This window comes from Streptococcus sanguinis (assembly GCF_019928825.1).
Taxonomy (GTDB): domain Bacteria; phylum Bacillota; class Bacilli; order Lactobacillales; family Streptococcaceae; genus Streptococcus; species Streptococcus sanguinis_L.
The window spans coordinates 479168-501794 of record NZ_JAHZOP010000001.1 but is presented as its reverse complement, the minus strand read 5'-3'; the positions used below and the strand labels follow the sequence as shown (position 1 = coordinate 501794).

Annotated in this window: 19 protein-coding genes; 15 read left to right on the top strand and 4 right to left on the bottom strand. The window is 42.8% G+C overall.

Features of this window, described 5'->3' with window-relative positions; genetic code table 11:
• Positions 1-200: 200 nt before the first annotated feature.
• The 6 genes from K1J09_RS02460 to K1J09_RS02435 all read left to right on the top strand — a co-directional run bounded on the left by K1J09_RS02460 (position 201) and on the right by K1J09_RS02435 (position 9833).
• Entirely contained in the window at positions 201-1160 is a 960-nt protein-coding gene (locus K1J09_RS02460; protein ID WP_223322420.1) for a hypothetical protein, read from the top strand.
• Positions 1161-1422: 262 nt separating this feature from the next.
• Positions 1423-2286 carry an SAM-dependent methyltransferase TehB gene (gene tehB / locus K1J09_RS02455; protein ID WP_032913626.1) on the top strand — a complete coding sequence of 288 codons (864 nt, stop codon included), beginning with the start codon at positions 1423-1425 and terminating at the stop codon, positions 2284-2286.
• Between the two features lie 423 nt (positions 2287-2709).
• The gene (locus tag K1J09_RS02450) at positions 2710-4779 is read left to right on the top strand and encodes a M13-type metalloendopeptidase (protein ID WP_223322421.1); all 2070 of its coding nucleotides are present in this window, start codon (positions 2710-2712) and stop codon (positions 4777-4779) included.
• A 402-nt stretch (positions 4780-5181) separates the two neighbouring features.
• A complete protein-coding gene (locus tag K1J09_RS02445) occupies positions 5182-6846 on the top strand; it encodes a C69 family dipeptidase (RefSeq protein WP_223322422.1) in 1665 nt (554 codons plus the stop codon).
• Positions 6839-7660 carry a PrsW family glutamic-type intramembrane protease gene (locus tag K1J09_RS02440; RefSeq protein WP_002909271.1) on the top strand — a complete coding sequence of 274 codons (822 nt, stop codon included), beginning with the start codon at positions 6839-6841 and terminating at the stop codon, positions 7658-7660. Before K1J09_RS02445 ends, K1J09_RS02440 begins: the two co-directional genes overlap by 8 nt.
• Before the next feature lie 124 nt (positions 7661-7784).
• Entirely contained in the window at positions 7785-9833 is a 2049-nt protein-coding gene (locus K1J09_RS02435; RefSeq protein ID WP_223322423.1) for a C69 family dipeptidase, read from the top strand.
• Positions 9834-9922: 89 nt separating this feature from the next.
• On the opposite strand, the gene K1J09_RS02430 is transcribed toward K1J09_RS02435, so the two are convergent.
• A complete protein-coding gene (locus K1J09_RS02430; protein WP_223322424.1) occupies positions 9923-10483 on the bottom strand; it encodes a TetR/AcrR family transcriptional regulator in 561 nt (186 codons plus the stop codon).
• Between the two features lie 143 nt (positions 10484-10626).
• Between K1J09_RS02430 and K1J09_RS02425 the strand changes: the two genes are divergently transcribed.
• The 9 genes from K1J09_RS02425 (at position 10627) to K1J09_RS02385 (ending at position 19994) form a co-directional block, all read left to right on the top strand.
• Positions 10627-11328, top strand: coding sequence for an ABC transporter ATP-binding protein (locus tag K1J09_RS02425; RefSeq protein WP_002894894.1), 702 nt, complete (start codon positions 10627-10629; stop codon positions 11326-11328).
• Between the two features lies 1 nt (position 11329).
• Positions 11330-14053, top strand: a complete 2724-nt coding sequence (locus K1J09_RS02420) for an FtsX-like permease family protein (RefSeq protein WP_223322425.1) — start codon at positions 11330-11332, stop codon at positions 14051-14053.
• Between the two features lie 94 nt (positions 14054-14147).
• A complete protein-coding gene (locus tag K1J09_RS02415; protein ID WP_223322426.1) occupies positions 14148-14996 on the top strand; it encodes a metallophosphoesterase family protein in 849 nt (282 codons plus the stop codon).
• A gap of 56 nt (positions 14997-15052) precedes the next feature.
• On the top strand, positions 15053-15502 hold the full coding sequence (locus K1J09_RS02410) for an Rrf2 family transcriptional regulator (protein WP_223322427.1): 450 nt from the start codon (positions 15053-15055) through the stop codon (positions 15500-15502).
• Between the two features lie 231 nt (positions 15503-15733).
• Positions 15734-16585 (top strand): VOC family protein, encoded by an 852-nt coding sequence (locus K1J09_RS02405; RefSeq protein WP_223322428.1) that lies wholly within the window; start codon positions 15734-15736, stop codon positions 16583-16585.
• 124 nt (positions 16586-16709) lie between these two features.
• Positions 16710-17615, top strand: a complete 906-nt coding sequence (locus tag K1J09_RS02400) for a DNA-3-methyladenine glycosylase family protein (protein WP_223322429.1) — start codon at positions 16710-16712, stop codon at positions 17613-17615.
• 26 nt (positions 17616-17641) lie between these two features.
• Positions 17642-18136 (top strand): methylated-DNA--[protein]-cysteine S-methyltransferase, encoded by a 495-nt coding sequence (locus K1J09_RS02395; RefSeq protein WP_049540659.1) that lies wholly within the window; start codon positions 17642-17644, stop codon positions 18134-18136.
• The gene (locus tag K1J09_RS02390; RefSeq protein WP_223322430.1) at positions 18133-18696 is read left to right on the top strand and encodes a bifunctional transcriptional activator/DNA repair enzyme AdaA; all 564 of its coding nucleotides are present in this window, start codon (positions 18133-18135) and stop codon (positions 18694-18696) included. Before K1J09_RS02395 ends, K1J09_RS02390 begins: the two co-directional genes overlap by 4 nt.
• A 110-nt stretch (positions 18697-18806) precedes the next feature.
• Entirely contained in the window at positions 18807-19994 is a 1188-nt protein-coding gene (locus K1J09_RS02385) for an NADH-dependent flavin oxidoreductase (protein ID WP_223322431.1), read from the top strand.
• A gap of 119 nt (positions 19995-20113) precedes the next feature.
• Here the strand turns inward: K1J09_RS02385 and K1J09_RS02380 are convergent, their stop codons facing one another.
• From K1J09_RS02380 to K1J09_RS02370, 3 genes are read right to left on the bottom strand one after another with little or no spacing between them, the layout of a single operon-like run.
• Positions 20114-20806 carry an alpha/beta hydrolase-fold protein gene (locus K1J09_RS02380; RefSeq protein ID WP_223322432.1) on the bottom strand — a complete coding sequence of 231 codons (693 nt, stop codon included), beginning with the start codon at positions 20804-20806 and terminating at the stop codon, positions 20114-20116.
• Positions 20787-21815: an ABC transporter substrate-binding protein gene (locus tag K1J09_RS02375; RefSeq protein ID WP_223322433.1), complete on the bottom strand. Its 1029-nt coding sequence runs from the start codon at positions 21813-21815 to the stop codon at positions 20787-20789. The genes K1J09_RS02380 and K1J09_RS02375 overlap by 20 nt, the downstream gene beginning before the upstream one ends.
• 55 nt (positions 21816-21870) lie before the next feature.
• Entirely contained in the window at positions 21871-22626 is a 756-nt protein-coding gene (locus K1J09_RS02370; protein ID WP_223322434.1) for an ABC transporter ATP-binding protein, read from the bottom strand.
• Position 22627: the final 1 nt, after the last annotated feature.

Genomic DNA, 22627 nt, shown 5'->3' with positions numbered 1-22627 from the left:
ATGACACTTACGCCAAGCGCGAGTCTATTAAACACCGCGAGCAAAACCGCGACATAGCAAGATAGATGAAGAACTTTAATACAAGATGAAAGATCGGGCGACCGGTCTTTTTTAGTATGCAACTCTGATTTTTGATTTATGCTATAATGGATAATAAAGTATGTCAATTTATTGTCTAATGAGTATCTGGAGGTTTATATATGAAATTGTCGAAAAAAAGTAAGTTGATTATCGTTGTGCTGCTGTTGCTTATGTTCTTACCCTATCTAGCTTATCAGGGATATGTGGCATACTATATAACCCCATATTATAAAATTACATTAAAAAAGAAAATTCAATCTTATCAATTTATTGAAAATAATAATGCTTTGGTAATGAAATGGTCTTATGAAAACCCCTTGGATTATTGGTTAACAAAAGCAAATAAAAGATTGTATCCTCAGGATGCACGAGTGGGTGGATCAAAAATTGTACAAGAGTATCAAAAGCTAAATCGTAATGGAAATATTCATAATGTAGCAGAAGGGCAAGAGTATTGGGGGATTACCGTCTACAATACAAAAGGGGGGAAACTGACTTCTAAGGATTATGATATTTTTAAGATGGTTAGAGAATATGATTCAGATGCTGTCCCAAGTAGAATACAAAATACTGTATATGTAAGTAAGGGAAGAGAGTTATTAGATATTTATCTTAAGACATCAGCAAATAATTATACAGACGGTTTCCTTAAATCTATTGATTTGAACAGTGGTAAGATTGTTGAGGCCGGTGATGAACAGGATAAATGGACAGCTGAAAGCTCTTCGTATTTTAGTCAGTTATTACCTTTATCATCAGATTATTTTTTACATAACTCTGGATTGTATCTTAATAAAGGTAAAAAACTAGCTTCGGCTGCCCTTATCCGCCAAAAATATCCTAAATCAGCTGCACTTTTAGAAGACGAGAATGGTATGATTGCTATTCTGACTGACAAACCTGATTTTGAAAACAGTCTTTCGTTTTTACAGTTACTGTATAAAAAAGGAGTCAATTTATTTGAAAATGTGACGATTCCAGCAGATAGCTCAATAGATGGTCAGGAACATATTGTCAACAGCCAAGAAGAGTTTGTCAAGTATTATAATTTTGAACAAGTATCACCTTCTAAGAAGTAGCTAATATTTTTTAAGATATAAGCTTAAAAAGATTAGGTGCTTAAGTCGAATAGAAAGGACATATCGATGAGTCGTAAAGAGATAGATGCTGAAAAGTAAAAGAAAGTAAACTTTCTATGTGAGAAAGAACTGGCTGATTGACCAGTTCTTTCTTTTTGCAGGGAAGGACCTTTCGATTTGCCACTTGTCAAGTCTGTGCTTTTCGAGTATGATAAAGACAGTTAGATTATTCGGAGCTTGGCTTTTAGAGAAAGGATTTTTTATGACAGATGAATTGCTAGCCTATAAACGTATGCCGCTGTGGACGGCTGAGACCATGCCAGAGACGGTAAAGAGAAAGCACAATACCAAAGAGGGAACTTGGGGAAAAATCACTGTTCTCAAGGGACGTCTTAAGTTTGTCGAGATGTCAGAGGAAGGTGAGGAGCTGGCTGAGCACATCTTTGAAGCTGGTCAGGACAATCCTTTTGCCCAGCCCCAAGCTTGGCATCGGGTCGAAGCCTTGACAGATGATTTGGAGTGGTATTTGGAGTTTTACTGTCGGCCTGAGGATTATTTCCCAAAGAAATACGGCAGCAATCCAGTTCACTCAGAGGTTTTGGAAGCTATGCAAACAGTCCGACCAGGACGGGCCTTAGATCTAGGCTGTGGTCAAGGCCGCAATGCTCTTTTTTTGGCCAAGCAGGGCTTTGAAGTGACGGCCGTAGATCAGAATGAGCTGGCACTGGAGATCTTACGTAGCATTGTGGAGCAGGAAGATTTGGAGATGCCAGTGGGTAGCTACGATATCAACTCAGCTAGTCTGACTCAGACTTATGATTTGATTGTTTCCACCGTTGTCCTTATGTTCCTGCAGGCGGAGCGAATTCCGGATATTATCCGAAATATGCAAGAGCATACAGCGCTTGGCGGCTACAATCTCATCGTCTGTGCCATGGATACAGAAGACTTCCCATGCTCTGTGCCCTTTCCTTTTACTTTTAAGGAAGGTGAGCTTGCCGAGTATTATAAAGGCTGGGAGCTGGTTAAGTACAATGAAAATCCTGGTCACCTCCACCGCCGTGATGAAAACGGCAATCGAATTCAGCTGCGATTTGCGACTATGCTGGCTAAAAAGGTTCAGTAGATGGTGTAGGACAGAACTAAATTTTTGAAAATTTAGCTTGGCCCACTTATTTTGAGGTTCTGGTTTAAAAGGTCTGGGAGATAATTTAAAATGTCTCAGCCTCAATATTTTTTGAACATAATAAAGCTAGACTGAGGCATTTTTGTCTCAGTCTTTTTTATTTTGGTAAAAAACTTTAGAAATATTTTAGAATTTCTTGAGAAATATCTGAAGTTTGGTCGCTATACTAGAAAGTGCAAGGGGGAGAGAAAAGAGCTGGAAGCAACAGGACAGCTGATAGAAACTTTAGTTTTTCTTTAAATGTGAGTCTAGACCAGATCACTTTTAAAAGCAGACTGAATGACCTTATTCTCTCTTCTTGCGGCAAATTTTTCCAGACCTTCAGTTTTCTGTTGACGAAGAAAAAAGAATATGTTAAAGTAAATGAGTAAAATAAAAAAGTCAATTATATTTTACTTAATATACAAGGAGGAACTCATGAAGAAAAGAACCAAAATCATTCTAACTTCTACGTTGACTGTGACCGGCCTAATCTTGGCTGCCGGTGGCTACTGGGCTTATAAGACCTTTGTCCCTCAGGAGACACCGATCGATAAGAATGCCACAGTGAGGACCAATTACTATCAGGCCATCAATAAAAAATGGCTAGAAAAGGCAGAAATCCCTAGCGACCAGCCGTCTAACGGTGTGTTTTATGAACTGAACGAGCAGGTCAAGGATAAGATGAAGGCGGATGTCAAAAATCTAGTCTCTGGTAAAGAAGAGTCAACGATTGAAGGCATGCCTGAGTTTATCAAATACTACCAGCAAGCTACTGACTTCAAGCAGCGGGAAAAGGATGGCCTAGCCCCTCTCAAGTCCTATCTCAAGGAAATTGAAGACTTGTCCGACCTGAAGGACCTAGCTAGCAAGGCTGTTGACTGGGAAAAGCGTGGTCTAGCACTGCCGTTTACCCTTGAAATTAGTTCTAACCTGGAAAATACCAATCAGAAACAAGTGAATCTGTCCAGTCCAAGTCTTATGCTGCCGGATAAGAGCTACTATGAAGATGAAGGTACTAAGAAAAGGATGATGGATCCGCTGGAAAAAGCATTCAAAGAAGCCTTGAAAAAGCTGGGCTACAGTGAAAAAGAGAGCGAAAAGATTGTCAAAGAAGCCTTAGAATTTGATGGAGAACTGGCCAAGTATGCCCAAAGTAATGAAGAAACTTCGGAAATTAAAAATCTTCACCATCCTAAGACGGCAGAAGACATCAATGCCTACTCTGATACCTTTAAGTTTCACGATATGATCAATGACTATCTAGGCCAGGAAGCTGGTGATGTCAATGTTCCTAACCCTAAGTATTATGAAAATTTTGCCAAGGTAGTCAACGACAAGAACTTTGGCAAGCTCAAATCTTGGATGCTTGTGAAGCAGGCAGCATCAGCATCTAGTTTTCTAACCGATGACTATCGGCTGATTTTTGCAGAGTACCAAAAATCCTTGCAAGGAACTAAGGAAGCAACTTCAAAAGAAGATGCAGCATATGATCTGACAACAGGAACTTTTTCAGATGTCTTCAGTCTTTACTATGGACGCAAATATTTCGGTGAGGAAGCCAAGCAAGAAGTAACCCAAATGGTCAAGGATATCAAGGAAGTCTATCGGGAACGTATGCTGAAAAACGAATGGCTGTCAGAAGAAACCAAGCAGAAAGCAGTCAAGAAGCTGGATACTATGAAACTCTATATCGGCTATCCTGAAAAAGTTCGCGAAGTGACTAAGGCTTTGAAAGTGGATGATAAAAAATCCTTCTTTGAAAATGCAATTGCTTTGAGTCAGGCAAAAAATCAATATGATGTTGAGCACTTCTCTGAGCCAGTAGACAAGACCGAGTGGGTCATGCCTTCCTATGATATCAACGCTTACTACTCACAGGAAAATAACAGTATCAACTTCCCAGCCGCAATCCTGCAGAATCCATTCTTTGATGTTAAGCAAGAGATGGAAAAGAACTACGGCGGTATCGGTATGGTTATCGGTCACGAGATTACTCACGCCTTTGACTCAAACGGTGCAAACTTTGATGAAGAGGGAAATTTGAACAATTGGTGGACTGAATCAGATAAGAAAGCTTTTGACAAGAAAATTGAAGCTGTTACCAAGCAGTGGGATGGTATTGAAATCTACGGCGGTAAGGTCAATGGCAAGCTTACAGTAACAGAAAATGTAGCCGATGCGGGTGGACTTTCAGCCACTCTCGAAGTTGTGAAAAAGAAATATCCAGATGCAGACTTGAAGAATTACTTTGAAAACTATGCCAATATCTGGAGAAGCAAGGCCAGTCTGCAATTCAATCAGCTTCTCCTAAAAGTGGATGTCCATGCTCCGGCTGAGCTGCGGGTCAACCAGCAACTTAAAAATGTAGAGGCCTTCTATGAAACCTATCCAGAAATCAAAGAAGGTGATGCCATGTATCTGGCTCCAGATAAGCGGGTCAGCGTATGGTAAGATTGCTTGTCTAGAGAAGACGGTAAAATAATTTAAGCTATGAAGCAAAACCAGTTTGGAAATAGGAGAGAAGTTTGTTCTTTTTCTCCTATTCATTCTTTCCTGCGACACTTGCGCGGCTGCGGGTTGTGCCTCCGCAGCCACGTATCTTTAAAGTCAGATTTTATCTGGCTTTTTTCTTTTACAAAAAAATTTTTATACAGCTTGATATAAATCTATGGAAATTTATACAAGAGACTTGGTGGGGCTGCTAGGTATAGAGCTAGAGTAATTTTTTCCTAGGGGAATTTATTCATTTTAGGCAGTAGAAGAGAATATGGAAACGCTTGCAACCATAGTAAGAGAATAGTATACTAAATATGCGATAAATATTTTATCAATTAATATACAAAGGAGAAACTGATGAAAAAGAAATTTTTCAGTTGGGCTATTCCAGCCTTGATGCTTCTTACACTCTTCCCTTTTCAGGCTGTCTCAGCCTGTACCGGCTTTATTATCGGCAAGGATTTGACGACGGATGGTTCGACTCTCTATGGTCGAACAGAGGACCTGGAACCCAATCACAACAAGAATTTTGTGGTGCGGGAGCGCAAGTATAACAAAGCTGGTGATAAATTTGTAGATGAGACCAATGGCTTTAGCTTTGATTTGCCGGCTGTTAGCTACAAGTATACGGCGGTACCGGATGTGACACCAGAGCAGGGAGTTTTCGATGAGGCCGGTTTTAATGAGGAAGGCGTTTCTATCTCTGCGACAGTCTCAGCTAGTGCCAATGATGATATTCAAAAAGTAGACCCTTATGTTAAGGACGGTATCGCTGAATCTGCTTTAACTTCTGTGATCCTGCCTCATGTAAAAACAGCAAAAGAAGGAGTAGAGTTATTAGCTAAAATTGTCAGGGAAAAAGGTGCAGCCGAAGGCAATATCGTGACGATTGCTGACAAGACGGGTGTATGGTATATGGAAATCCTTTCTGGCCATCAATATGCTGCCATCAAGTTTCCAGATGACAAATACGCTGTTTTTCCCAATACATTTTTCCTAGGCAGTGTAGATAAAAATGATACTGAAAACACGATTCTTTCAGCTGATCTTGAAAAAATAGCCCAGGATGCTGGCACCTATAAGGAAATCAATGGCAGCTTCCATGTAGCCCAATCCTATAATCCGCCGCTGGCTGAAGCTGACCGCTCTCGGGTTTGGTCTGGTATCAAGGCGCTGGATCCCAATGCAGATGTGCAATATGATGATGAATACTTTGAACTCATGCACTCAACCAGCGATAAGCTTAGTCTGCGTGATGCGATGAACTTGCAGCGCAATCGCTTGGAAGGAACAGACTTTAAACCACAAGATCAGATGGAGCTAGACGGAAAAGGGATTCCTGATAAAACCAAAGCAGACCCAGTTTATAAATATCCTATCTCCAATCCAAATGTCATGGAGGCTCACATCTTCCAGCTCAAGGATAATTTACCTGCCAATACTGGCGGGGGAATTCTCTGGCTGGCCATGGGAAGTCCGCGCAATGCACCCTACCTCCCTTACTATGGCAACATCAGCAATACCTCTCAGCCTTATCAAGAAATGAGTACAGCCTACAATGAGAATTCCTGGTATTGGACTGTTAGCCGCATCAATGATTTGGTTGCAAAATATCCAGAACTATTTGAAGATGGCTCTATTCGCACTGAAATTGAGCGTATGGAAAGCCAATGGATGGAGGAACAGCCAGCTCATGACAACGAGCAGATTAGTCTATCTGAACAGCCAGAACAAGCCAGTCTGAAAGCAACAAAAGATTCTATGGAGCGAGCGGATTCAGTCTTTAAGCGCCTTAAGGAAATTCAGAAGATTGCTGAAGATAAGGTCGTGGCTGAATATGGTACAAGTGCTTTAGAAGAGATTGAGGAGTTAGAGGACTCTGACACAGAGGAGACCATTCGTCTGGAAGATTTTGACTATGATATTGCTATTGCAGGAGGCATCTTTGTGCTGACTGTCATTGGAATAGCGATTTATCTTGTCAAAGGAAAAAATAGAAAAGGAGCAGACAGTCATGAATAAAACAAGAAGAATTGCTCTCTATATCTACTTAGTCCTAGCTGGTATCGGCTTGCAGTTTGAGCTTGGGAGCATGGCAGAGAAGGATGTCACCTTAGAAGCTGGCCGCGACTTGGTTCTGAACTTAGCTGTTTTAGCTGCTTTTTTCCTGCCTTTCTATTTCTTGATTAAAAAACTTGCCAAGAAGTTATCGGTTGAGATGATTGTTCTAGCAACAGCCCTCTTTGGAGGTGCCTTTATCTCTGGCTGGCTAAGCTTTGCGGGCAATAGTTTGATTGATATTATTAACTCTAACTTTATCAAGGATCCTGCTGTTTTCAATGATTGGACCAATGCACTGACAGCTCCTTTTGCAGAGGAATTTTTCAAGTCTCTGACAGCCTTTGCCGCTCTCTACATTTTGGGACGCAAGGATATTCAGTCTGTCTTAATCGCTGGACTGAGTTCGGGTTTTGGCTTTCAAGTCATAGAGGATATTGGCTATGTATCCAGAGTGACTTTCGGAGGACAATATAGTGGTTCCTTAGAAGCAGTTGGCAGAATTGCTGGCGGATTGGCTTCGCATACTCTCTATACAGCAGTGGTGACTGTTGGGGTTTATCTTCTCTTTTCCACGGCTTACAAGAAATACCGTCTCTTTGGTCTCTGGTGCGTCGTGTCAACCGTTGCCAATCACTTTATTTGGAACTCTCCTTTCTTCGAAACAGAGCATCGGATTAACATCGTTGTCGGTTTCTTATTTGCCTTTCTCGTTGCTACCTTTATAGAAGTCTACCGACTGGTTTTGAAGGAGAAAAAGACAGATTTAGAAATTTAAATAATTTTCAGGGAATATATCAAACAAGAGCTTGAAATCGCTTGCAAAACCTGGATTAAAAGGCTATACTGAATATAGTATTTAATTTTGTAATTTTTTACAAAAAAACAAAGGAGATATTTTTATGAAAAAAATATTGTTTCGTTCCTTGTTGGCTCTTTCGACCATTTTTCTCTTTCCTTTCCAAGTGGTTGAAGCCTGCACTGGATTTATCGTCGGGAAAGACCTGACAGCAGACGGCACGACGCTTTACGGTCGTACAGAGGACTTAGAGCCAAATCACAATAAGGTCTTTCTGGTTCATCCGAGAAAGACCAATGCGAGTGGTGCCAAGCTGGTCGATGAAACCAACAACTTTGAATGGACCCTACCGGCAGAAAGTTACAAGTATACTTCGGTCTCAGATGTGACCCCATCCCAAGGCATTTTTGACGAGGTTGGCTTCAATGAATACGGTGTTTCCATTTCTGCGACAGTTTCTGCCAAGGCTAATGATGCCATCCAAAAAGTGGATCCTTATGTAGCAAATGGCTTGGCAGAGTCTATCCTAACAACCGTCGTTCTGCCCCATGTTCAGACTGCCCGTCAGGGTGTGGAGCTGATGGCGCAGATTGTCAGAGAGCAGGGAGCAGCAGAGGGGAATATTATCACCATTGCTGACAAGACTGGTGTCTGGTATATGGAAATCCTATCCGGTCACCAATATGTTGCTATTAAATTCCCAGATGACAAGTATGCTGTCTTTCCTAATACTTTCTTCTTGGGCAGTGTTGATTTTGACGATACAGAAAATGTCATTGCCTCAAAAGGTGTTCAGGATGTTGCCAAACAAGCTAACTCTTATAAAGAAATTGACGGCAAATTCCACATTTCTCAGTCCTACAATCCACCGATGGCAGAGGCAGATCGTTCGCGTGCCTGGGCAGGTATCACCAGTCTAGATCCAAATGCGGCCGTGTCTTATAACGACTCTTACTTTGATCTCATGCACTCCACAGACAGAAAGATCAGTGTAGCAGATGTCATGGCTATGCAGCGCAATCGCTTTGAGGGTACTCAGTTCAAACCGCTGGACCAAATGGAGCTAGATGGTAAGGGGCTGCCACAACGCGGTACGACAGACCCTGTTTACAAATATCCGCTGGGCAATCCAAATGTTATGGAAGCTCATATCTTCCAGCTCAAAGATGGCGTTCCAGCCAATATGGGCGGAGGCACTATGTGGCTGGCGGTAGGCAGTCCGCGCTTCTCACCTTACCTGCCTTATAATGGGAATATCACGGATACTTACGATGCTTATAAGGTAAACACAACTAGCTACAGTCCAGACTCTTGGTATTGGGTAGCATCTCATATCTACGATATGGCGGCCAAGCATCAGGACCTCTTTGGAACTTCTGTCCAAGACAAGTGGAAGGCCTTGGAAGCCCGCTTTATTGAGGAGCAAAATGCTCTAGATGCAGCCAATGCAGCTCTGCCAGACTCTTCAGCCAAAGTTACTGAGGAAACACAGGCTCGAGCAGCCCAAGTCTTTAAGGAAATGAAAGAGCTAGAAGCAGAAATGGAAGCTAAAATCAAGGAAGCAACAAAAAACACTCCATCTAGCTCCAGCAAAGATTCTAGCAGCTCTTTGTCATCTCAAAGTTCATCAAATTCTTCTTCAGCAACTTCTAGCAGTTCGGATACACGGACGGAAGTCAATGTAGAAGATGACAGCTTGGTAGATGTCGCAACTGGCATTCGCTTGAAAAATGCTGACTTGGTCAAGTCCGGTCTTCAGCTGTCAGTGAAAAAAATGGAAAGCAAGATTCAGCCGACAGATACCTATGACATTAGCTTGACCGATCCGAATGGTCAGCCGGTGCATCAGGTCAGTCCAACACTTGTGACGATTCCAGTTCGCAAAGACTTGCCAGTAGATGCCGTCTATGCTCTGGATGAAAATGGCAAACAAGTTGAGAAATTTGATGTAACGGTTAATCAAAACCAGACCATCAGCTTCACGACCAATCATTTCTCTGTTTATCAAGTGCAGTATCGAAATGAGCAGTCTGTCAAATCTAAGAAAAAAGACCTGCCATCAACAGGTGAGCAAGTCACCATCATAGGCCTTGCAGGTTTGATTATCCTAGCAGGAGTCTTCTTCCTTTTGAAGAAAACAAATAAAAACTAATCTAAAATAAAAAGAAGGCCGAGCAAAATGTTCGGCCTTTCTTGGTGAAAAAACGATTTTTGTCTAGGCTATCCTTTAAACTAGAGCCTTTATCTTAAATAGTCATAGTTATAAGTAGTCAAAATTATGTCAGTGAGTTCTTCAGGTTCTTCTTGAGCTCCGCCGGCTATCCAAAGAGAAATAATCCCCTCAACACTGGATAGGAAGATTTCCAAGGCGTATTTCTGAGGGATGTGAAAGTTCTCCTCTAAAAAACGCTGGGTAGCAGCCTTTTGCTTATCACTCAGAATGATAGTGGTTATGTACTCCCGAATAGCCTCCCGAAAGTCCATATAATGGCTCTTGGTCAAGGCATTGATAAGACGTTCATTAGCACGGAGTATATGAAATTTTGCTATCATTAACTTTTTGGGATATTCGTTCTCCGCTTCAAACATGCTATAACTAGAAAGTTGGGAAATAATGTCGTTTTTGAGACTATCAACCATCTGATATTTATCTTGGTAGTGGAGGTAGAAGGTGCCGCGGTTAATCCCAGCCCGTTTGCAGAGTTTGCTGATGGAGATAGTATCAAACCTTTCCTCTGATAGTAGCTGAATCAAGGCTTCTTTGATGTCTTCCTTGGTACTAGTCTTTCGTTTCTGGACCATTTTTTCTTCCTTCTTGCTTAAATCAACACTTTGTTGATTTTTGATTATTGCTTTTTATCTAAGCTCATTATATAATATCTGTGATTTAGAATCAACACCTTGTTGATTTAAGGAGACGTGCTTTGAAAAGGAGAGATGATAACATGGCTTACATTGAAATGAAACATAGTTTTAAACGTTTTCAGGTAGGTGACACGGAGATTGTCGCCAATAACGATATTTCTTTTGAGATTGAAAAGGGGGAACTGGTCATTATCTTGGGTGCTTCTGGTGCTGGTAAGTCTACGGTGCTCAATATCCTCGGAGGTATGGATACCAATGATGAGGGAGATATCCTGATAGACGGCCAGAATATTGCTGACTACAATTCCCACCAGCTGACGGACTATCGTCGCAATGATGTGGGCTTTGTCTTTCAGTTTTACAATTTGGTGCCCAACCTGACGGCTAAGGAAAATGTCGAATTGGCTTCAGAGATTGTCAAGGATGCTCAAGATCCAGTGGCCGTTCTAACTGCGGTTGGTATGGAAAATCGCCTCAATAATTTTCCTGCGCAGTTATCAGGCGGGGAGCAGCAGAGGGTGTCTATCGCTCGGGCTGTGGCAAAAAATCCTAAGATTTTGCTCTGCGATGAGCCGACAGGGGCTTTGGACTACAATACCGGCAAGCAAGTGCTGCAAATTTTACAGGATATGTCCCGCAATCAAGGGGCGACGGTGATTATCGTGACCCACAATGCTGCCTTGGCTCCCATTGCTGACCGGGTTATTCGCATGCATGACGCGAGAGTCAAGAGTGTTACAGTCAATGAAGAGCCTCAGGATATAAGTACATTGGAGTATTGATATGAAGAGAAAGATTTATTGGAAAGATATTCTGCGCTCCTTCACTAGCTCTAAAGGACGTTTCCTATCTATTTTAATCCTCATGATGCTGGGTTCTCTAGCTCTCGTGGGGCTCAAGGTCGCTCCTCCCAATATGCGCAGAACAGCTACAGATTACTTGAAAGAGCGGCGAACCATGGACTTAGCTGTTATGGCAGACTATGGTTTGGATGCGGAGGATCAGAAAGAGCTGGAAGCTATCAAGGGAGCTGATGTCGAGTTTGGCTATCTGACAGATGTCACCGTAGACGAGGAGGCTCTCCGAGTATTCTCAGATACCAAGGATATTTCAAACTTTCAAGTGACCTCCGGTCGTCTTCCTAAGAAAGAGCAAGAAATTGCCCTGGCTAGCTTTTGGTCTAAAAAATATAAAATTGGTCAGGAGATTGATCTGACTGAAAAAGCAGGCAGTCGGTCAGTTCTGAAAAACAAGACCTATAAGATTGTGGGTTTTGTCAACTCGGCGGAGCTATGGTCTGATAGAAATCTGGGCAATGCGACTAGTGGCAGCGGGGCTTTATCTGCCTATGCTGTAGTCAGCCCCAAGGCCTTTGATACAGATGTTTACAGTATTGCCCGCCTGCGCTATCATGATTTAGAAAAGCTGGCTCCCTTCTCTGAAAGCTATCAGGAGCGTTTGGAGCAGCACCAGACTGCTTTGGACAAGAGCCTGGAAGATAACGGAGTGGCTCGCTTTAAGCGATTAGAGGCAGATGCCAAAAGCACCATTCAGAAGGGCCAAGATAAGATTGCTCAGGCTGAGAGTGAGCTGACCCAAGGTAAAAAACAGATAGAGCAAGCTCAGAGTCAGCTAGACCAGCAAAAAAGCCAGCTATCGGCAGCTCAATCTGCTTCTATTCTCCCTCCTGCACAGCTCAGCCAGAGCCAGCAGCAGATTCAGGAAGCTGAGTCCCAGCTCAATCAGAAAAAAGCAGAGCTAGCTCAGGCAGAGAAAGACTTATCAGCTAGCAAGGACAAGCTAGCTGATGCTAAGGCAAATCTGAGTCGTTTGAAAGAGCCGGCCTATCATAGCTATGACCGCAAGTCTCTGCCAGGTGGGAATGGCTATCATATGTATAAAAACTCCATGAATAGTATTGCGTCGATTGGTAATATCTTCCCAGTGGTGCTCTATCTGGTGGCAGCTATGGTGACCTTTACCACCATGACGCGCTTTGTTGATGAGGAGCGAACAAATGCAGGTGTCTTTAAGGCTCTAGGCTATCATAGCCGAGATATCATTCGCAAGTTTGCTCTTTACGGTTTGGTGGCAGGGAGTCTAGGTACTTTCATAGGGATTCTGCTGGGACATTATTTCTTGTCGGGAGTGATTTCTTCTATTATTACCAGAGGGATGGTGCTCTCTGCCCCGCATGCATATTTTTATGTTTCCTATAGTTTACTGGCCCTTGGACTTTCCCTTCTTTCCAGCGTTCTCCCTGCCTATTTGGTGGCAAGACGGGAGCTGACAGAGGAAGCAGCTCACTTGCTTTTGCCCAAGCCACCGGTCAAGGGCTCCAAGATTTTCTTGGAAAGACTGCCCTTTATCTGGCGACGTCTTAGCTTTACTCAGAAGGTCACAGCACGCAATATCTTTCGCTATAAGCAGCGGATGTTTATGACCATCTTTGGTGTGGCGGGTTCTGTTGCCTTGCTCTTTGCCGGTCTAGGACTCCAATCTTCTATTGGTGGTATTCCCAAGCGTCAGTTTGAGGAGATTCTGCGCTACGACTTGATTGTCGCTGTCAATCCTGGGGAGAATCAAGCTGAACAAGACAAGCTGAAAAAGATGCTGGCTGATGGCTCGATTGCTGATTATCAGGAGATCTATAGTGAAACCTTGACAGAGAAATACAAAGGAAAAAAAGAGACAGAGTCAGTCACTTTAATGGTTACGGACAAGGAAAATTTTGAACCGTTCATCTCGTTAGAAAGTCCCGACAAGAAGCAAAAGCTGACTCTTAAAGACGGTGCGGTCGTGTCGGATAAATTGGCCCGTATAGCTGGAGTTAGCCCCGGTGGTAGTATAGAGCTGGGTGGCAAGCCTGTCAAGCTCGCAGCAGTCAATGAGAATCATTTTGGTCATTTTGCCTTTATGAAGGCGACTGACTACCAGAAGATTTACAGAAAAAAGCCCGAGAAAAACGCTTATCTAGTGCGGCTCAAGGACTCTTCTAGTAAAAATATTGTGGACAAGGCCAATGAATTTATGAGCCTCAAGTCTGTCAAGAGTGTTTCTCAAAATGCAAGCATGGTGAAGCAGTTCAACGTTCTAGCTGATTCTCTTAATAATACAATGCTGGTTTTGGTGCTGATTTCCATTCTTTTAGCAGTCGTCATTCTCTACAATCTGACTAATATCAATGTCGCTGAGCGGATTCGCGAGCTGTCCACTATCAAGGTTCTGGGCTTCCATAACAAGGAAGTGACCCTCTATATCTATCGAGAGACCATTATTCTGTCAGTAATTGGGATGGCAGTTGGGCTTCTAGGCGGTTTCTTCCTGCATCGTTTTTTGATTGAGAAGGTTGCGCCTAGCATTATCAGCTTAAACCCTCAAGTAAGCCCCTCAGTCTATCTGTTTCCTCTAACTGCAGTGACTCTTATTCTGACCTTACTTGGCTTCTTTGTTAACTACCGTCTCAGACGAGTAGATATGCTGGAAGCACTTAAGTCTGTTGATTGATAAAAAACACTTCAAAACTTTCACTCCCTTGATGGGTGGAAGTTTTTTTGAACTTTGATATAATATTCCTTGTAAAGAAAGAGAAAGACACACGATGACACGAAAAATTGCCTTATTATCCGATGTGCATGGGAATAGCACAGCCTTAGAAGCAGTACTGGCGGATGCGGAAAGCCAGCAGGTGACAGATTATTGGTTTTTGGGGGACTTGCTTCTGCCAGGAACCGGTCGCAGAAATATCTTAGATAGGATGGAGCAGCTGTCTATTAGCCTCCAGGTCAGAGGGAATTGGGAAGACAGTCTCTGGCATGCCCTGCACCAAAAGTTAGACTTGACCCGTCCCAGCCATCTCTACCTGACCCGGCTCTGTCATTTTGTCCTTGAGGAAATCAAGCCTGAAGAGATTGACCGTATGCAGGAACTTCCTCTGCAAGTCTTGACAGAAGTAGAAGGCTTGAAGATTGCGGTTAGCCACCATCTGCCTGATAAGAACTGGGGGCGGGAGCTGATTCATATTGGCGAGCAGAGCGATTTCGACCGCCTTTTTGAAGGAAATGACTGCGCTGTTGCTGTTTATGGTCATATTCACCAGCAGTTTCTTCGTTATGGGACTAAGGGCCAGCTTATTATCAATCCCGGCTCTATTGGTCAGCCATTCTTTCTTGATTCAGCTTTGCGCCAGGACTTGCGAGCCCAGTATGCCATTTTAGAGATTGATGAGACAGGTCTAGCAGATGTCGACCTTCGGCGCGTGGCCTACGATGTGGAGCAGGAGCTGAGATTGGCTCGGGAGCTCCACTTGCCTTACTATGAGATTTATCAGGAAAGTTTGGTCAATGGTATCCACCATACCCATAACCACGACCTGCTACTGGAAATCAGTGAGCGGGAAGGCTATGCAGATGAGATTGCATCTTTCTTAAAGTCCAGTCGTAACTCTTGAAGTTACACCATTTTTGAGATATAATAGTGAGAGAAAATGATGAGGGAGGAGAAAAAATGCAGATTTCTAGCCGTTTTACCATTGCCACCCATATGCTGATTGTACTGGCTTTGGAGGGAAAAAAACAAAAACTGACAAGTGATATTCTTGCTAACAGTGTTGGCGTCAATCCAGTTATTATCCGTAAGACCCTATCCCAGCTCAAGAATACTGGGATGATTACCGTTGCTCGTGGGACTGGAGGAGCAGAGATTGCCAAAGATTTGAAAGACATTAGCCTGTTGGACGTCTATAGTGCGGTTGAGTGTCTAGGCAAGAGCGGCCAGCTCTTTAGCTTTCATGACAAGCCCAATCCAGACTGTCCTATCGGCAAGAACATTCACAATGTCTTAGATGACCGATTGGCGGCTATTCAGGCAGCCATGGAAGCTGAATTGGCTCAGACCAGTCTTGACGAGGTCGTCGCAGCAACCGAAAAAGAAATTAAAGAACAATCTGTTTCCTAGTGAGCAGATTGTTTTTTTTGGTGAATAATATCCCAAGATGTAATTATTGACATTACATTAATATGTGCTATACTAATAGATGTAACAAAAATAATTACAATTTAAATAAATCTTCGGAGCAAATGGAGATGTGGAAAACCATATCAAGGAACGTATTTCTACTTTGAGAAAATAAAAAAAGATTGAGCAGGAGCACTGCAGACATTTAAAATTAAAGAGAGGAGAAAAAACATGACTTTTGAATACGAAAGCAAGATTTATCTAGGAGAGGTGGCGCTTTATGTAGCTGACCTAGCAAGACAAAGGGATTTTTATCAGCGTGTTTTAGGGCTGGAACTTTTGGAAGAGCAGGATGGAGAGGTGACTTTGGGCAGGGACGGACAAGTGTTGGTGAGGCTTTTAGCAACCAGTGATCGGCAGTCCGTTAAGTCGGCTTACGGTCTTTATCATCTGGCACTCTTACTTCCAAGCCGTCAAGCTTTGGCGGATATCCTTAAGCATTTATCAGAAAATAAAGTTCCTATGGTTGGAGGAGCTGATCACGGTTATAGTGAAGCCATTTATCTGGAGGACCCAGAAGGCAACGGCATTGAACTTTATCGGGACAAGCCTCAGGCTGATTGGGATATTCGAGAAGATGGTCGCATTATCGGAGTGACGGAAGCGCTCGCGGCTCAAGAAATCTATGAACTAGGTCAGGAAGTCCAACCGTTTAGTATTGCTGAAGGCACTCGTATGGGCCATGTCCATCTATCTGTGAAAAATAGCAGAGCAGCCAGTCATTTTTACCAAAAGCTTCTAGGCTTGGAGGACAAATTTTCTGTACCTTCTGCTAGCTGGCTGGCATCAGGAAACTACCATCATCATTTAGCCGTCAATGAATGGGGAGGTTCTCACTTGAATCATCGTCAACCCAAGCAACTGGGACTAGCCTATTTTGAGGCGCAAGTTCAAGGAAAAGAAGACCTAGTAGCTATTTATGAAAATGCTCTGGACTTGCAGGCACCAGTCCGATGGATTAGCTCCCAAGAGCTAGAAGTCACAGACCCAGATGGGATTGTGGCAAAGATCCAAGTCGCTTAGTTAAATACGATGTCATCCTCCATCTGCTAAAGATGCGAGGATTTTGTTTTTCTGATGAGAAAGCCAGATTGTTATATTTCCGCTTCCAAAATGATGGTATAATAACTAAAAGAAAGGCGGAGAAATGTTAGCTAAAAATATAATCTATTTAGAAACGTCATCTATCTTTGACTGGGGACAAATCATTTCCTATTTATCAAGAGAGGAAAAGGAAGTGATGTACCAAGTTGCAAATGACAGAATTAAGCGCTTGTTTAAAGTTGAAAATGAATTTTATCTTTGTACGATTTTTTACAATGAGCAAGTTCAAGAGATATGTATCCAGGTGGAAAATCAGACTATTTTTTCTGCTGAGGCTAGAAAAGTTATTAGCAATTTTGTCAGAGATTGGTTGGATTTAGATCAGTCGTTAGATAACTTTTATCAGTTTGCACAAGAAGATGATATTTTATCTCCTTTGGTTCAGAAATTTTACGGACTTCGTTTGATTGGTGTCCCAGATTTTTATGAGGCTATTACTTGGGGAATTTTAGGACAGCAGGTAAATCTTGCTTATGCTTATACCCTAAAAGAACGTTTTGTCAAGAAATATGGCGAAGCTTTTCACTATAACCATGAAACTTACTGGCTTTATCCAAAGCCAAAGATGGTTGCAAATAGTATGGCTGAGGAGTTATTGGAGTTGCAAATGACTCGTAAAAAAGCAGAATATTTGCAAACAATATCAAAGCTCTTGTATCAGGGCACCATTTCAAGAAGTTATTATCAAAAGTTAGATACAGCTGAGCAAATTGAAAAAGAGCTGCTTAAACTTTATGGTGTTGGTCCGTGGACGGCTCATTATGTGATGATGCGATGTTTTCGTATCCAATCGGCTTTTCCGATGGCTGACATTGGATTGCAGAATGGCATATCTTATATACTTGGTTTAGATGAGAAACCGTCTAAGGAATTGCTGTTAAAGTTAAAAAATGAGTGGGGAACATGGTGTTCATATGCAGTTTTTTATATTTGGCGTTTGCTTTATTAGTTGATTATCATCGAAAAGGAGAAGAAATGTACATAACTTATTACAAATCCCCAATCGGCCGTATTCTCATTATGACGGACGAAACTGCCCTGCTGGGGCTGTGGCTGGAAGGACAGAAATATTATGGTGCAGGCTATGATTTGGAGCAAGCACAGCAGGAGGAGACAGAAGTAAGTCAACGCGTTGTTGCATGGCTAGATGCTTATTTTAAGGGGGAAAATCCCCCAACAGATGAAATTCCATTGGCACCTCAAGTGACTGAGTTCAGAAGCAAGGTTCTGGCAGTGTTGCAGAAGATTTCCTACGGTCAGACGGCTACCTATTCAGATATTCTACGAGAGTTACAAGCCGAGTATGGTAAGATTGGTTCGGCCAGAGCAGTCGGAGGTGCGATTGGGCATAATCCTATTTCTATTTTAATTCCCTGTCATCGGATCGTTGGAAGCGATGGCGAGCTGACGGGTTATGCCGGCGGACTTGATAAAAAAGCTTACCTACTGAAGCTGGAGGCGAGGAAATGATGGCGTTAGGACATATGGCTGAAGATTGGGAGTGGGAGGCTATTAAAAGTAATAACAGTGATTATGATACGTTTTTTTGGTATGCTGTTAGAAGTACCGGAATTTTCTGTCGTCCCTCATGTGCCTCTCGTCTTCCCAAAAAAGAAAATGTAACGATTTTTCAAAAAGCAGAGCAGGCAGTTGAAGCAGGATATAGACCATGTAAACGATGCCGTCCACTAGGAAAGCCGGTTAGCAAAGAGGAATGGGTAGAAGAAATTGATCATATTTTAAAAGAATATTTCCAGCAAAGTTTAACTTTGAAAGATTTAGCTTTTATGGCAAAAGGCTCTGAGTCTTATCTTCGGCATGTCTATAAGAGTGTGACTGGAAAAACACCACAAGAACGTTTACGCGAACTTCGATTAGAATACTCTAAAGAAATACTAATCAACACTAATCTCTCAATACAAGAAGTTGCAGAGCATTCAGGCGGCCTGCATGCAGCCTATTTCGCAAAATTATTTCGGAAGACTTACGGAGTGAGTCCGATGGAGTATAGAAAACGACATTATAAATAAGAGTATAATGAATTCTCATGATGTTACAGCGTAGATTTTAATAGCGAATACTTGTTGGTAATAAATGCTTATTGAAAACCAATTGTCAAAGAAGAAAGGAGATTTTTCCTATGTCTAAACAAATTATAGACCCGATTCAACTGCGCCACGGTGCCAAATTAACCAACCGTTTGGTGCTGTCCCCTATGTATACTTTCAGTGGCTTAGAAGGAGGATTTGTGTCTGATGATACTTTGCGATACTACGGAGCACGCTCTCAGGCAGCCAGTCTTTTGATTACTGAATTTCATTATGTTAGTCCATCAGGAGGGCCTTGTTATCAGACTGGCTATCCAGTTCAATTAGGAATTTACTCTGATGACCACATTGAAGGGGAGAGAAAATTAGCTGCTGCCCTTCAAAAAGATGGCAATAAAGCGATTTTACAGCTTCATCATGGTGGGATAGCAGCTTCCGGCCGTGCTTTGAAGGGTGAGGAAGTATTGGCTCCAAGTGCTTTAGATTTTTCTTTTCTGCCTTATCCGGTGAGAGAATTGACCGATGAAGAAATCCTTGAAATTATCAAGGATTTTGGTCGAGCAGTCAAACGTGCAGTTCAAGCTGGTTTTTCAGGAGTGGAAATCCATGGTGCCAACCACTATCTGCTGCAGCAATTCTTTTCTAGCACATCCAATGTTCGTCAGGACAGATGGGGCGGAACTTTGGAAAAACGTATGGCCTTTCCTTTGGCGGTAGTCGAGGAAGTGAAGCGTGCTGCGGCCATGTATGCGCCAGAAGATTTTATTATTGGCTATCGGATTAGCCCAGATGAAATCCATGAAGATCAAGTAGGCTATACTTATGAAGAAGCCAAACTTTTGGTCAAGGAGATAGTCAAGCACGAACTAGACTACATCCATTTGTCGCTTTTGGGCGGCTATGCTTCAAAACCTGCAGGATCAGACAAGAGCTATGCAGATCATTTTAAGGAAGTGATGGATGAGCAAACCAAACTGATTACAATCGGTGGTGTCTTTAGTCAGGAAGATGCAGAAGCTGCTATTGAGGATACGGCTGCGGATTTAGTTGCAATCGGCCGTGGGACCTTGATTGACCCGCTGTTTGGCTATAAAGTACAGACGGGACGAGGAGCAGAAATTGTCCATGAGATTAGCCCTGAGCAGTTGAAAAATTCTCAATTGACACCAGGCTTGCTTGAAGTGTTCAGTCGTAAGGATTCTGGCGGGCTGCCTCCTCTACCTGGTCATGACACTATTACCCACCTTCATACTGGTAAATTTGGGGATGAGGGACAGTAATAATTTTGGTGTAATTTTTTTCCAAGACTTTTACCATTTTACTGGTGAGAGTCTTTTACTTGCATTAATAAACTAAAAACCCCTTTGTCAGTCGCTGTGAGTGACAAAGGGGATTTTCATTAGTTGATATGCCATTGTGTGGCCAGCCAGTCGGCAAAGGCACCATAGCGCTCTTTGAGGGCTTCATGATGCCCATAAGAATCAAAGACGGAGTAGGTGGTAAGGATTTTTTTCTGAATCAAGCGATGAATTTCTTCAGCATAAAAAGGAGCTTTGGAAAGTCGGTTCGAGTGATTCGCGCCTTCTGTCTTCCCATTCTGTAAATAAATCAGACATTCCTTATTTTGCAACTCCTGTATCCGGCAATAGTCGGTAAAACCTGGGTACCAAAAGGAACCGCAGATAGAAAAAACACAGGGGACCTCGCAGCCGCTATAGAGACTGTAAACAGCTGCTAGTCCACCGAGAGAGTAGCCACCATAGGCAATTCTCGTGTCATCCAGTAGGAATTGCTGTCTGATTTCTGCTAATATACCGCTGAAGAGCTTCTGATGGTAGCTATCTGCTCTGCCGCCAAAATCGGGATTGCCAGGCTTTAGAGCATCGGCTTTCCAGGGTGTATAATCGTCCAGCCTGTTGTTCGATATCAGTCCGATCAAGATTACCGATGAAGAAAGCCTGCTCAGGTAGTCTATCTGTCCATCATTTAGCAAGATTGCTGGATAAGGTCGTAATCCGTCATAATCTTGGGGCAGGGCAATATTGACAGTGATACCTTCCCAGACAAAGGTCTTATTTATTGACAAAGTCATTGATTTTCTCGAGTGAGTCGATTACAGCGGGACCATAATCCATGAACTCATCATAGGAGATGGTCATGATCTTCTGATTTTTGACCGCTGGTACATCTTCCAGAACGGGATTGGCTTTCATTAGATCAACTGCTTGCTCATCCATAGACTTGTTGCGGTCGCTGGTTACATAGATGATGACTTTAGGATCCATAGAGACCAGATTTTCCAAGGTCAAGTCAGAGGTTCCGGTCGCTACATTGGTATATCCGAGCTGGTTAAGCAGGCTCTCCTGCAGGGCAGATTTATAAGCACCGAAAGTCTCATCGTTGTAGGCACACATGATGAGCGCTTTTTTCTTTTCGCCTTGGCTAGCCTTATTGGCCTTCTTGACAGTGTCAATTCTTGCCTGCAGTTGATCAGCATACTGATTGGCCTTGTCTTGGACATTAAAAATGGTTCCTATATTCTTGATATCTTCAACGATATTGCCTAGATCTTGCTTGGTATTGGACAGGGAAGCCTTCTGTGTGTAGACAGGGATTTTGTTTTCATTCCAGGCACTGACTGTCCCCAGAGACTTCTCGGAAAACATCATGTTTCGGCCAAGAAGAGCATCTGGCTCATAGGATAGCACAGTTTCCTGTGATACGGTTTTCTTGTCGCCGACTTGCGGAATGGTGGCAAGATCAGCCTTGTATTTATCTGTGACATCGTTGTCTGGATTGAGCATACCGGCGATTTTGTCTTTCAATCCTAGTTCAATCAGGATTTCGGTCGTCGAAAGGTTGTTGGTGATGACCTTTTCCGGTGCCTTTTCAAAGACCTGATCAATCTCCTTGCCTTCGCCATCGTAAGTTTTGATTGTCACTGGATATTTTGTCTCTGCTGTGCTCTTTTTCGCGCTTTCAGTTTTGGAGGAAGATTGCGAAGTTGAGCTTTCTTTCGTATTTTCTTTAGATGAAGAATTGCAGGCTGCCATTGTCAGTGCAGCAGTTGCGACGAGTAAGATACTGAGTGTTTTTTTCATATTGCCTTCCTTTCTTGGGCATGGAGCTTGTATAGATAAAGCTGAAAACAGACTCTTATAGATACTGAATCATGGCCTGTCGATCCTTGGTCCAGATCACTTTGCTCTGAATGCCGTAAACGGCTTGCAGTGAATCATGGGTGATGGCCTCCTTTGGAGCGCCTTGGTATGCAATCTCACCTCCCTTCATGAGGTACAAATAATCTGAATACTGACAAGCCAGTTGGATATCGTGTAAAACTGCTAAAACATTGATGTTCAGGTCTTTGACGATACGCAGCATATCCAGCTGGTATTTGATATCCAGATGATTGGTCGGCTCGTCTAGGAGCAGTAGGCTTGGCTGCTGGGCCAAAGCGCGTGCCAACAGGACTCTTTGCTTCTCACCGCCAGACAGGGATAGATAGGTTCGCTCTCTCTTGTCCAGCATGTCCACCTGACTCAAGGCATGTCTGACAAGGGCGTAGTCTTTTTCGCTCTCTTTTTGAAAAAGGGACAGATGCGGTGTCCTACCCAGCATGACGATTTCTTGGACGGTGCAGTCAAACTGAAGATGGTTAAACTGAGTTACAACGGCTATTTTCTGGGCAGCTTTTTTTATGCTGACCTGTTCAAGCGGCCTTCCGTCTAGATAAATGTTCCCGCTGTCAGGTTTGATTTGGCGGTAGATGGTTTTGAGCAGACTAGTTTTGCCGCTTCCGTTGGGCCCTAAAATGGTGTGAAACTGATTTCCCTCGACCTTGAGCGAAATTCCTTTTAAAATCTCTTTTGGGCCAATAGAATAGTGGATATTTTGGCAAGTTAGATCCATA

Coding starts and splice junctions, on each gene's coding strand:
- K1J09_RS02440 (WP_002909271.1), top strand. CDS start 6,839: ATGAATAAAACAAGAAGAATTGCTCTCTATATCTACTTAGTCCTAGCT.
- K1J09_RS02435 (WP_223322423.1), top strand. CDS start 7,785: ATGAAAAAAATATTGTTTCGTTCCTTGTTGGCTCTTTCGACCATTTTT.
- K1J09_RS02430 (WP_223322424.1), bottom strand. CDS start 10,483: ATGGTCCAGAAACGAAAGACTAGTACCAAGGAAGACATCAAAGAAGCC.
- K1J09_RS02460 (WP_223322420.1), top strand. CDS start 201: ATGAAATTGTCGAAAAAAAGTAAGTTGATTATCGTTGTGCTGCTGTTG.
- K1J09_RS02375 (WP_223322433.1), bottom strand. CDS start 21,815: ATGAAAAAAACACTCAGTATCTTACTCGTCGCAACTGCTGCACTGACA.
- K1J09_RS02405 (WP_223322428.1), top strand. CDS start 15,734: ATGACTTTTGAATACGAAAGCAAGATTTATCTAGGAGAGGTGGCGCTT.
- K1J09_RS02425 (WP_002894894.1), top strand. CDS start 10,627: ATGGCTTACATTGAAATGAAACATAGTTTTAAACGTTTTCAGGTAGGT.
- K1J09_RS02410 (WP_223322427.1), top strand. CDS start 15,053: ATGCAGATTTCTAGCCGTTTTACCATTGCCACCCATATGCTGATTGTA.
- K1J09_RS02390 (WP_223322430.1), top strand. CDS start 18,133: ATGATGGCGTTAGGACATATGGCTGAAGATTGGGAGTGGGAGGCTATT.
- K1J09_RS02385 (WP_223322431.1), top strand. CDS start 18,807: ATGTCTAAACAAATTATAGACCCGATTCAACTGCGCCACGGTGCCAAA.
- K1J09_RS02420 (WP_223322425.1), top strand. CDS start 11,330: ATGAAGAGAAAGATTTATTGGAAAGATATTCTGCGCTCCTTCACTAGC.
- K1J09_RS02445 (WP_223322422.1), top strand. CDS start 5,182: ATGAAAAAGAAATTTTTCAGTTGGGCTATTCCAGCCTTGATGCTTCTT.
- tehB (WP_032913626.1), top strand. CDS start 1,423: ATGACAGATGAATTGCTAGCCTATAAACGTATGCCGCTGTGGACGGCT.
- K1J09_RS02415 (WP_223322426.1), top strand. CDS start 14,148: ATGACACGAAAAATTGCCTTATTATCCGATGTGCATGGGAATAGCACA.
- K1J09_RS02370 (WP_223322434.1), bottom strand. CDS start 22,626: ATGGATCTAACTTGCCAAAATATCCACTATTCTATTGGCCCAAAAGAG.
- K1J09_RS02450 (WP_223322421.1), top strand. CDS start 2,710: ATGAGTAAAATAAAAAAGTCAATTATATTTTACTTAATATACAAGGAG.
- K1J09_RS02400 (WP_223322429.1), top strand. CDS start 16,710: ATGTTAGCTAAAAATATAATCTATTTAGAAACGTCATCTATCTTTGAC.
- K1J09_RS02380 (WP_223322432.1), bottom strand. CDS start 20,806: ATGACTTTGTCAATAAATAAGACCTTTGTCTGGGAAGGTATCACTGTC.
- K1J09_RS02395 (WP_049540659.1), top strand. CDS start 17,642: ATGTACATAACTTATTACAAATCCCCAATCGGCCGTATTCTCATTATG.